The organism is Bradyrhizobium genomosp. I (2014) (genome assembly GCF_000261685.1).
Classification (GTDB): Bacteria; Pseudomonadota; Alphaproteobacteria; order Rhizobiales; family Xanthobacteraceae; genus Bradyrhizobium.
On record NZ_AJQE01000098.1, the window covers coordinates 19,377 to 30,895 of the forward strand.

Here is an 11,519-nt window from a genome sequence, read left to right on the forward strand (position 1 = left end):
GGTCCAACTGCGAACCTCGATAGTTGGTAGTGCGCTCGCGTTTCAGATGCGCCGTGCGGCCGCAGCCCGAGCTAACGAAAGCGGTCTGCAGATCCTGACCCTTCCCAATCTCGCGGCGCGCTTGGCCGGAGGCTTCAGGTCGCTTGTACCTTCTGAGCAACTCGATCGCGCTATCCAGCAAGCTCTCGCGGCAGGCGGCTTCCTGGAAATCGAGAAGGTGCGCCACCTCCCAGGCATGACGCGAGCGGTCTCGCGTGCCCTGCGCAAGGTCTGGGATGCCGACATCTCGCTTAGGGCGGACGCGACGAATGCACGTCTCGCCGATCTGGCTTTGATCGAAAACCGCCTGCGACGCGAACTGCCGCTCGCGGCAGCGCTTCCGATCGATCTGCGGGACGCTGCTTTGTCGCGGGTGCTGCACGCGGACCGTACGATCGGACCGCTGATGATCGATCGCCTTTCCTGGATTCCCCCGCTTTGGCGACGGCTTATCGATGCGTTGGCGAGAGAGGTCCCGGTCGAATGGATCGCGTCACCTCACGCGGAAACCGCCTGGTTCGCGGGAAGGATCGTGCGGCCGCCGGAGACAGATAGTCCCGCGCCGGCCGCAGTGTCCTGCGCCGATCCGCATCACGAGGTTATCGAAAGTCTGCGGTGGGCGCGCCATCTGATCGCCTCCGGCGTCGCCCGGCCGGACCAGATCGCGATCGTGTCGGCGGGAACGACCCCGTGGGGCGATCACTTCCGCGCCTTAGGGCCGGACGCCGGCTTCAGATTGGCCTTCCCGCATGGGATTCCCGCGCTTTCGACCCGCGACGGTCAGCGCTGTGCCGCTCTGGCCGACGTCCTCCAACACGGTCTGAACCAGCAACGGTTGCGACGCCTCGTTTCCCTCTGTCGTGGTGAGCGAAGCGCGTTCGAAAGCCTGCCGCCGAATTGGCTCGCCGCGCTGCCACGCGGCGCGACCTTGTCGCGCCCGGAAGAGTGGCGACGCGCGATCTCGGCTGCCGCGGCGAACGAACCATCTCTGGCGGGCGCACTGAATGCATTGCCGATCGTGGATGTCCTCGCGCGTGGCATCTCGGCGGCCGCCGAAGCCGCGGTCCTCATTCTGCACAATCGGGCGCTCCAGCTATGGCAAAGCGCATTGCGCAGTGCCCCTCCAGAGGCCATCGAGCTCTCATTGCGGACCTCGCGCTTCGAATCCGATCACGACCCTGCTGACTCCGTGGTGTGGTGCTCGGCACGGGAGCTGGCCACCTCGCCGCGCCCGTACGTCCGGCTTCTCGGGCTGACGGACCGGCACTGGCCTCGCCGCCAAGCCAACGACTCCGTCGTCCCGGATCACGTCCTTTCGAGCGCCATCGTCGATGTCGATCCGGTCGCCGAAGCCGATCGACGACATTTCCGCATCATCGTCGAGGCGGCGACGGGCCGAGCCGTGCTCTCTCGCGGCCGCCGAAGCGCGCAGGGAGGCCGCGTGGGCCGGAGTCCCCTTTCGGAGGGCCAGCCAGAAGAGTACCTCTCGAGAGCGCGCGTTCCGGAGCACGCCTGGAACGAGGCCGATCGCATCATGGCCCGACCGCAGGATGCGGCCGAGATTGGGCAAGTACGATCGGCCGATGCATGCTGGCGCGATTGGCATCTCGAGCGGTTTACGCCGCACGACGGGAAGTTCGACGCCGAGCATCCGGTCGTCGAAAGATCAATCGAACGCGTGCAGTCCGCAACATCCCTACGAAGGATGCTGCGGGATCCGCTCGGTTTCGTGTGGCGCTACGCGCTCGGCTGGAATGCGCCTCGCGATCGCGAGCAGCCGCTGACTATCTTGCCCGACGAGTTCGGCAAGCTGGTCCACGAGCTTCTTCGGCGCGCGGTGGACGCGCTCGAACCGGTGCCCGGATATGCACGAGCGTCGGACGCTGAGATCGAAACCGCCGTGGCGGACGCCTCATCGGCCGTGAGGGACGCGTGGCCGCTGCGGGGACAGACGCCGCCGGCGCTGCTATGGCGCAACACTGTGGACTTCGCGGCATCGTTGGCTCTCGCGGGATTGCTGCGCAAGGAGATAACGGACGCGGGCACCCGAAGTTGGACCGAAGTACCATTCGGCCAACCGAACGCCGACGCCACTGAGCGGCAACTGCCGTGGGATCCGACCATACCGGTCACGATACCCGGGACGCCCGTCAAGCTCGGTGGCTCCATCGACAGGCTGGATCTCAACAGTAGAGGTACCGCCGTGCGCGTCTGGGACTACAAGACCGGCCAGGCGCCCAGAAACCCGGCGCGCATCGTGATCGACGGCGGAGCCGAGCTGCAGCGGGCATTGTACGGCCTCGCCTGCCGACAACTTCTCGATGGCGAACCGACGGTCGTCGCCCGGCTGCTCTATCTCCGCGGCGATACTCTCGCCGTCAGGCTACCCGATCTCAATGCCGCCGTCGAGCAGATCGCCGCCTTCGTCAACGTCGCGGTCTCGATGATGCGCAAGGGCGTCGTTACCTCTGGCCGGCTTTCTTTCGACAGATCGAACGAACTTCGATTGGCGCTCCCGGCGTCGCCCGGATACGAAAGGCGCAAGCTGGCCGCAAGCAACAAGATCAACGCAACCATCTCGCGATATTGGAGCGCTCCGTGATGGAGATGGTGGACGGGGCCGAACGTCTCAGAGCGTTGACCGATCTGGAGTCCTGCCTGTTGGTCGAAGCCGCAGCAGGCACGGGGAAGACTTCCCTGCTCGCTGGTCGCGTGGTGATGCTGCTCGCGCACGGAGTCGATCCGCAGTCGATCGCGGCCATCACGTTCACCGAACTCGCGGCGGGCGAACTGCGTCAGCGCATCGCCTCCTACCTCCATCGCATAATCGAGGGCCGGATTCCGGACGAGCTCCGGCCGGCCCTGCCCTCCGGTCCCGACGCCGCCCAGACCGAGATGCTGCGCGCCGCCGCGAAGCGCCTCGACGAACTGACCTGCGGTACGATCCATTCGTTCTGCCACGACCTCCTGAAGACGTATTCCGTCGAAGCCGCGATCGATCCCGGCGCGGATGTCCTGGACGGAGATCAGGCCGACTTCGCGTTCGACGCGATCTTCGACAGGTGGTGGCGCGGCAGGCTCGACCGGACCGCGCCGGCGGCCGGGGATCCGATCGCATCGGTTGCTCGGCGTGATCCGATCAACGCCGAAGGACTGCTGCGCAGCTTCGCCAAATTTCGCCGACGCCATCGGGGAGCGCGGCCGTTGCCCGCCGATTTGGATGCGCACGCGGACGTCGAATTCGCGGAGAGCGTACGGGAATTCCGGCGCTGGTGCGACCAGGTCGACGTGCCCCCCGAGGCTGATCCGGACATCGTCGCGCTCGAGACGTTGGTCTCCCACTTCCGAGGACGCTTCGATCCGATGCCCGCCTTCGAAGGCCTGCTGGAGCTCGCGCATCCCGCGTGGCTGCCGATCATGCGCAAGGATACGTCCGATCTTCGGGAATACAGACGCCGGACGCTATGGCGGAAGGCTGGCGGCGCGGACGGCGAGCGATTGGCGAACCAGGCCGAAGAGCATTTCGGCCGATGCCGCCAGGCCTACCGCAAACTGATGGGACGGATCGCGACGGCCATCATCGGGATCTTCTCGGCCGAGCTCGACGACGTGATGACGGAGTACGAGACGTTCAAACGGCGGGCCGCCGTCCTCGATTTCGACGACCTTCTGTTCACGTCGCGCGAGGTGCTGCGCGACCATCCTTCAGTCCGGGCGACCGCCGCCGAGCGCTTCTCGCGACTTCTGGTGGACGAGTTCCAGGACACTGATCCCGTGCAGGCGGAGATCATCTTTCTGTTGTGCGGAACGGCGAAGGATGACCGCGCCTGGCACGCGCGATCGCTTAGGCCGGGCCACCTCTTCGTAGTCGGCGATCCGAAACAGGCCATCTATTCATTCCGCGGCGCGGACCTAGCGACGTATCTCAGGGTGCGCGAGACGATCAAGGCGCAATTCCCCGACAATATCCTCAGGGTCACCGCGAACTTTCGGTCTCGCGGCCAGATTTTGGACCACGTGAACCGGTGCTTTGAGGAGCGGCTCTCGTCGCAGCAGGCCGGTTACGTGGCCTTGCAGACCACGAGGGCGGCCAGCGAGCACGGCTTGCCGTGCGTGGCGAAGGTTTCCATAGAGCTTCCCCCGTTGACGAGGGTCGACAGTGCCCGCGACGAGGAAGCCCAGGCCGTGGCCGAAGTTTGCGCGCGCCTCATCGGTAACGTCGACATCAAGCTTAACGACGGAGAGACCAGGCGCCTTTGTCCGGGCGACATCGCTCTGCTCGCACCGGTTTCCACGGACCTCTGGCGGTACGAACGCGCTCTCGAGGAGGCTGGACTGCCCTTCGCCTCGCAGGCGGGCAAAAACCTCTACAAGCGGCAGGAAGCGCAGGATCTGGTGGCGCTGATCCGCGCCTTGGCGGACACCCGCGACACGCTGGCGCTGGGAGCGCTCATGCGCGGTCCGCTCGTGGGCCTGACCGAACAGGAGCTGCTCGACATCACCGCCGATCTTCCCGTCGACCGCGACCGGATCTCAGGTCTCTCTCTCCGGACCGACCCGGCGGCGGTCCGAAACCCGGTCGCACGGGAAGTGCTGACCGTCCTGACTGACCTGCGCCGCCGCATCAACGCGACCGCGCCCGCCTTTGTTCTCGCCGAGGCCATCGAGCGTCTGCGCATCCGCGCCATAGTCGCGGCTCGCAGCGGCGACCAAGCGGCGCGCGCGCTCGCGAACGTGGACGGCTTCGTCGAACGGGCACGAAGCTACGACGTCCGCGGCTTCGTCCAGTTCGCTAGGGACATCGATGACGAATGGTCGAGCGGATCGGCATCACCGGAAGCGATGATGGAGGCCGACGGACAGTCGATTGAGATCGTCACCGTGCATTCGTCGAAAGGTCTGGAGTGGCCGGTCGTGATTCCGATCAACCGCTCGTCCATGCCGCGGCGGGGGGAGGCGTTCGTTCACCGGAGACGGGACGAAAGCCTGCATTGGGCGCTGGGCCAGGTGGTGCCGCCGGGACTAGGCGAAGCGCTGCGGACGGAAGAGGCCGAGAAGAGGGACGAGAACGTGCGGCTCCTTTACGTCGCATGCACGCGGGCGATGGAGCTCCTAGTCATTCCGGACTTCTCTTGGAGCAACGACGCTTCATGGGCGAAGCTTCTCGACTTCAAACTGGACACCGCTCCCGAACTCGACATCGGCCGTCTTCCCCGCGCGCCCGTCGCCTTTCGCGCTCCTGTGGCGAACGGGCAGACCGCGCAGATCTTCGCGGAAGAGCGATCGCGCATCGAAGCCGCGCCGCGCATCCGTTGGATCAAGCCTAGCGACGGCGATCCCGACGTCATTACGGGCGAACTGTCCTTCGAGACGGGCGAACACGTGCCTCGCGCCGCCGCCACGGTCGAAGGAGGCCGCATCCGGGGCATCCTTCTCCACAAGCTGATGGAGGAGCTCATCTCCGGCGAGTTGAAGGAGAACCTGGAAGCCGCGACGGCCCGGTCCAACGAACTATTTGATCAATTGTCTTCGATGGCGCCGACGCACGCCGCGATCGACGTGCGGGAGCTCGCTTCGACCGCGCTGCAGACCTTGCGACTACCGGACGTCGACAGATACCGCGGAAAGCTCGTTGCGGAGGTGCCGGTCTACGGTACGGCGGCCGGCCCCGACGATCTGATGGGCGGCCGGGCCGACGCGATCGCCCGCGACGACGAAGGCACGGTCGTCTTCGACTGGAAGAGCGACGTAGATCCCAGGGAAGCTGAGTTCTCGACCTATCGGCGACAACTCGCTCATTACCTTCGGGCGGTCGGATCGAGCCGCGGCGCCATCGTCTATATGACTTCGGGCCAAGTCGATTGGATCAAGCTTGCACCCTGACCGACCGAGTTCCGGATCGATCGAGAAGATGTGCAAAAACCTACAGCGCATCTTACCGCGAAGAACTTCACTGCAGTGCGCGCAACCTCTCGATCTTGTCGACGAGGCGGCTGAACTCTCTCTCAGGATCTCGATACCAATCGGTCGACCAAACCCTGTAGATTTTCCAATTCAGCCCTTCGAGGACGTCCTGCCTCAGACGATCCCGATCTCGCGCCGACTTCGAGGAGTGGTAGGTCGCTCCATCACACTCCACACCCAAAATGTAACTACCTGGCTTGTCGGGATGCACAACGCCGATGTCGATCCGGTACTTTGCGACGCCGACTTGAGGATGCGCCTCGTAGTTCGCCGCCTTCAAGCGCGACAGGAACCACCGCTCGAAGTCGCTGTCTGGCTCCTCCCCTGTCCCGCGGCCGGGTGTAAAGGAGCCCCGGCTTGCATATTCGAGAAACTCCTTCAAAACCCTGACGCCTCGGCGATTTCCGTCCGCGACGATGCGACCGGGATCGAGGGAGGTAAACACCGCGAGCCGACGCTTCGCGCGAGTGAACAGCACATTGAGGCGCCGATGACCGTAGGCACGGTTCAAAGGGCCGAAGTGTTGATGGAAAACACCTTCAGCAGTTGGCCCGTAGACCGTCGAGATCAAGATGACATCCCGCTCATCGCCCTGCACGTTTTCGAGATTCTTGACGAAGAAGTCTTCCAATTTATCGGCCCATTTCTCGCGATATGCCTGGACGTCCGGATCGCTCGTAGCCCGTTCGTCCATCAGCGTCTCGATGAGATCCCGCTGGGCTTGGTTCATCGCGACGATGCCGATCGAACGATCGGCCCGCGTCCGCATCAATTCCGCAGCCTCTTCTACGATCGCGCGAGCTTCCGGAAGATTCCGCCCCTGCCCAACCTCGTAGGCGCTGTCGATCTTACGGCACGACACTCCAAAATCCGGGTCTTCGAGCACCGGGCTGGGGTACACCAATAGGCGCTCGCCATAGAATTCGCGATTGGAATACGCGATCAAGCTTTGATGCCGAGATCGATAATGGACCTCCAGCATTCTCATCGGATGCCAACAGCGACGGCCGAGTTCGAGGATCGATTCCTCGGGCGCATCCTCCGCCTTTTCGTCGCTCGGATCGTCCGATGCGCTGAAGAAATCGGTGGGTGGCAACTGTTCAGGATCGCCTACGATGACAGCTTGCTTGCAACGCAACATCGCGCCCAGCGCGTCCTCGGGGCGCATCTGTGAAGCCTCGTCTATCACGAGTATATCGAAGCTATGTCGGCCAGGTTCGAGGTACTGCGCTACAGACATCGGGCTCATCATCACGCAGGGCGTGTACGCTCGAATGGCGTTTCCCGCATTGGAGAACAGTCGGCGCAGTGCGATCCGCGGCTGCTGCAGGCCGGTTTGGTGCGTCAACATCTCATTGTCGGTATAGTCGCGCGTCGAGCCCGCGCGTCGACCGGGAGGAATCGACCGGGCGCGAAGCTGGGCGGCGACCATCTTGCGATTCAGTTGAAGTATCTCGCGATCCAGGTCCTGAAACCGCTTGCGTACCTGCTCGTGAGTGTTCCCGGCATGCCTCGTCAAAACGGGATGCTCCCTCATGAGCTTCTCCGCAGCCGAACGATAGAATGCGGCTTCGATGGCGAGGGCGACGCCCGAGTAGCGCAGCCCTTCCGCCGGCCAGCAACTGATAAGGTCGCTCAAACCAAGGCTTGCGGCTTCCAGCTCCGTCGACAGCAACGCAATTTGCTTTTCGAGAGCGTCGGGAGCCTGAGACGCTCGCTCGCACTTTTGCAATAGCGTCCGGATCGGCACGGCTTTCCAGGGGCCGCCGCACCATTCCTCGGGTCGAAGCTTGAGGAGCTCATCTGCCTCCCCGGCAGCTCGGTCGACGTCGGCGATCGCGACCTTCAGATCCTCTGCGGTGCGCTTTAAGCCGGACGATCGATCGCCGTAGCCCTCTTGTAGGAGATAGCGAGCGGCTGAAGGCGGGAGTTGCATCGACTGCACACCTTCGACGAAGCGAGTCGTCGCTCGAACACGGCCAGCCCGCTCCAGTTCAGATCCCGCAGCAATCGACGCGCAGGCGTTCGTTGCCATGGCATCTGCGGCCATTTGCTGCCGGAGGACCTTGGCCTCTGTCTGCATCTGCAGGGCCTTCGGAAGAGAGGCCACCGGCTGGCTGGGCTGAATACCAAACTGTTGACTGGTCGTGACGATCAAATCGAGGGCTGACGCGCGAGCTTCGTGGCGATCGGCCTCCGCGTGGATCGTGGATCGCGCAGCGAATGCCGTCTGGAACGCATCGGCGAGATTCAAACTGCCGGCGGCTTCCGCGAAGCGGACGAGCATCGCGAATTCGTCGGGGCCGCCTTCGAACGCCAACCGTCGCAATTCTCGCGCGCCTGACTCGCCCGGAGGAGTTACTTTTTGGACCGACCGCATCCATTCCGATACTTCAATGAGGCGCTCGAACGGAGTTTCAGCCCCTTTCCAGTGTCGACCGGCAGCAGCTTTTGCTTCGGCGCATTCCTCCAACCGCTGCAACCGATCCTTCCACAGAGCCGCCGCTATGAGCCTTTTTGCAGCATCGACCGGAGGAAGCTTGGGATCGTCCGGAAAGGTTTGGCGGCAAACGGCGCGTGCAGCCCGCCATTCTCTTCCGAAGAGTTTGCCGAAGAAGCCGGTAGAGCGAAACGTTCCTGCAGCTCGACGCAGTTCGGCCACGGACGGAATGGAGTCAGCAAGCCGCGTCGTAGCCTGCTCCGAGAAGCTTGCTTCGGCCGCCGCGGATTTGACCTCACCAGCAAGCTCGTGGGCGGCAGCCAAATCGTCGATCGCCGCTTCCGCCGTGAGTGCCTGCGAGCGATAGCGAAGATTGTCCTGCCGGATCTTGGGAACGACGAGAAGGTAGCCCGCGGCCATCGCCTCTGACTTGACGTCGGATGGGGCATTCGGATCACGCTTCGCCGCACTGAGCAGGTCCGCCATCAGTTGAACCAGGGAACCGAGTCTGGTTGCGGATTCTCTCGCCAATTCGAGAGCCCTCGATATCCCTTCGACGGGTAAACCGGCTACTCCGAGAGCCGTCGCCCGCTCAAGCAGCGGCCCGACGGCTTCGCCGTCGGTTTCGAGCGCCTGCTTGGAGCAAATTCCGTCGACCTGCAGTTCGAGATCGTGGGCTCTTATGCAGCGATCGACCCAATCGTCTAGCGACTTCCGAGCCGATTCGCCGGTCGCGAGGGTGAGCAACTTCTCCTCCACATCCGCTGGGGTTGCTGGCAGATCGGAAACGACCCTCGCGGCCGCGGAGGCGTCGGCCGGCGAATTTAGGCCGTCCCACGACGCCGCGCTGGCGAGTGCCTCGACGTGCTGCAGAAGCTGCCTCAGCGCGGTTCCCCAACCCGCCACGACCTCAACGGCCTTGGTCCGATCGAAGCGGTTTAGGTTGAGGTTGCCGACGCCGCGCCAAGGCTGATGCTTCGGCTCGGCGGCGGCCCCCATCGCCGTCGCCCAGTCGTCCAAGGCCTTGCCGAGTCCGACTAGTTCGGCGAGCTTGAATCGATCGATGCCCAACGGGTCCGGAAAGCGGAACTCCGTCGTCGGTTTTGGAGGTGCCGGCTCCAGACCGGCTCTGGTGAAGTCACCCCAAAGAACCTGATGAATGCTGAGGCCGGTAGCGCCGGCCGGGCTGTTGATCAGACTCGCATATTCGGTGAGACGCTGACGCACCTGGCGAAGAGCTTCGCGGGCGCTCTCGACTTCCTGGACGTTCGCGGCGCTGCGCGGGGTTTCCATGCGCTCGCGTATCGATTTGAGGACCGACGCCTTCGAAGCTTTTGCCGAGTGCACCTCGAGGCAATAGAGGCCGAGGCCCATATGATCGAGCCGGTCCTTGACCACCTTCAGCGCGGCCATTTTTTCGGAGACGAACAAGACCGTCTTGCCGTGCCAAAGCGCGTTGGCGATGATGTTGGTGATCGCCTGCGACTTGCCGGTGCCCGGCGGCCCCTGGATGACGAGGTTCTTTCCGCTTGTGGCGTCGATCACGGCGCTGAGCTGCGAGGCGTCGGCCTCGATGACCAACGCGGGAGCTTGAGACTCGAGCTCTGGATGGTCGACGTCGTAGACCGCAGCGACGTTGTCGCCGTGCTCGCCGGCGACATCCCCGTAGACTTGCCCCAGCAATTCGTGAGACTCGGGACGGGAGTCGGCCGGCCATCGAGCCGAGTCGAGATCGCTCCACATCGCCTGCCGGGCGAACGAAAAGAGCCCGACGGTCGCGAAGCGCCGAACCGTCCATCGAGGTTTGTTGGTGAGGCAGGCAGCTACGCCGGAAAGATAGGCTTCAATTCCGGCCTCTGGATCGTACTCGGGCAGATCTATCGCGAAGCGCTTCAGCTTTTCGCGAAGCGCGACATTGCTCGCTTCGTCGTCGTCCCGTCCGGCGATGGAATAGACGTACTCGCCGCTCGCGATGCGCTTCTCCATGTTGATGGGCAACAAGACGAGGGGAGCGTACGATGGATCAGTCGAATCGTCCTGTTCGTACCATTCGAGGAAGCCGACCGCGAAGTATAGCGCGCTGAGGCCGGCATCCTCCTGGAGCGCCCGCGCGGCACTGTGGATGCTGGCCAGTTTCGGCTCCAGGCGATCCGGAAAAAAGAGTGTCTGCAGAGTGTTGTCTGCATGGTGCTTTTGCGCGGAGCGTTTGGACGGCGGCAGATCGTACGATGGGTCGATTCCGAGTTCCCGGGCTCTTGCTTTAGCATCGGTCGCGACCCGCCATTCCGGCATCCCGAGCTTCGCCCTCACACGATCGCGCAGCGCTCTTTCAGCGACTTTATCCTTCGTTCGACGGCGGTTACCCGCGGCGCGACGCGCATCTTCAGCGGCCAGCCAGTCGGGATCGGTTTCCTTAGCCGTCTTCAGAGCGGCTCGGAATTCGTCCGTCTCCTCGTCGTGAGGAACCTGCTCGACAGGCGGGACCGGAATGACATCGAGGGACTTGCCCGTAGCCAAGGCTCCGATGAGGAGCGTCAAATCTTCGTCGACGATGCGAACGTGCTTTGCCGATGTCTCCGAATGACGAAAGTTCAGCATGGTATTGCGCATGCTGAGGTCGATCAGCTTATCTCGGGCTTTGCGGACGCCTTCTCGCACCAACTCGGCGATGCCAGAGATACCCTCACTGGATCTGGTCGAGCGAGAAGAGTTGTCGCCGCTAGTTTGCCCGAACGTCGTCATGAACTGGAACTGCCACCTGAACTGAGTCGCCAGGCATGCCGTCTCGTTCTTCCTGAATTGCCGACTTCCGGCCCCTCAGAACAAGCTATGCCCCCTTGATTTCGCTTGCATATTGCCTCGCGGACAACCGGCTCGCAAGCAAAAGGGACTCCCTCTTTGGTTCAATGGTGGAAATACGTTTTCGCGACATCGCGACTAAACGCAGCCGAACGAAAGTTACCGAGCGTTTGAGCAGTCCTTAGGCTGCGCCTGCCTCGATTGCCCAGGCGGCAAGACTCGCAATTGCGCATTACCCGCCCCCAATGCCCGACCTCTGCGATGGCACCCGGTGCTT

Annotated in this window: 3 protein-coding genes; 2 read left to right on the top strand and 1 reads right to left on the bottom strand. The window is 63.5% G+C overall.

Annotated features, from left to right (window positions below; all coding sequences use genetic code 11):
• Positions 1-46: 46 nt before the first annotated feature.
• A complete protein-coding gene (locus IC50_RS09445) occupies positions 47-2,641 on the top strand; it encodes a PD-(D/E)XK nuclease family protein (protein ID WP_085973651.1) in 2,595 nt (864 codons plus the stop codon).
• On the top strand, positions 2,641-5,922 hold the full coding sequence (locus tag IC50_RS09450) for a UvrD-helicase domain-containing protein (RefSeq protein ID WP_035703326.1): 3,282 nt from the start codon (positions 2,641-2,643) through the stop codon (positions 5,920-5,922). Before IC50_RS09445 ends, IC50_RS09450 begins: the two co-directional genes overlap by 1 nt.
• Before the next feature lie 67 nt (positions 5,923-5,989).
• On the opposite strand, the gene IC50_RS09455 is transcribed toward IC50_RS09450, so the two are convergent.
• A complete protein-coding gene (locus IC50_RS09455) occupies positions 5,990-11,185 on the bottom strand; it encodes a DUF4011 domain-containing protein (RefSeq protein ID WP_035703328.1) in 5,196 nt (1,731 codons plus the stop codon).
• Positions 11,186-11,519: the final 334 nt, after the last annotated feature.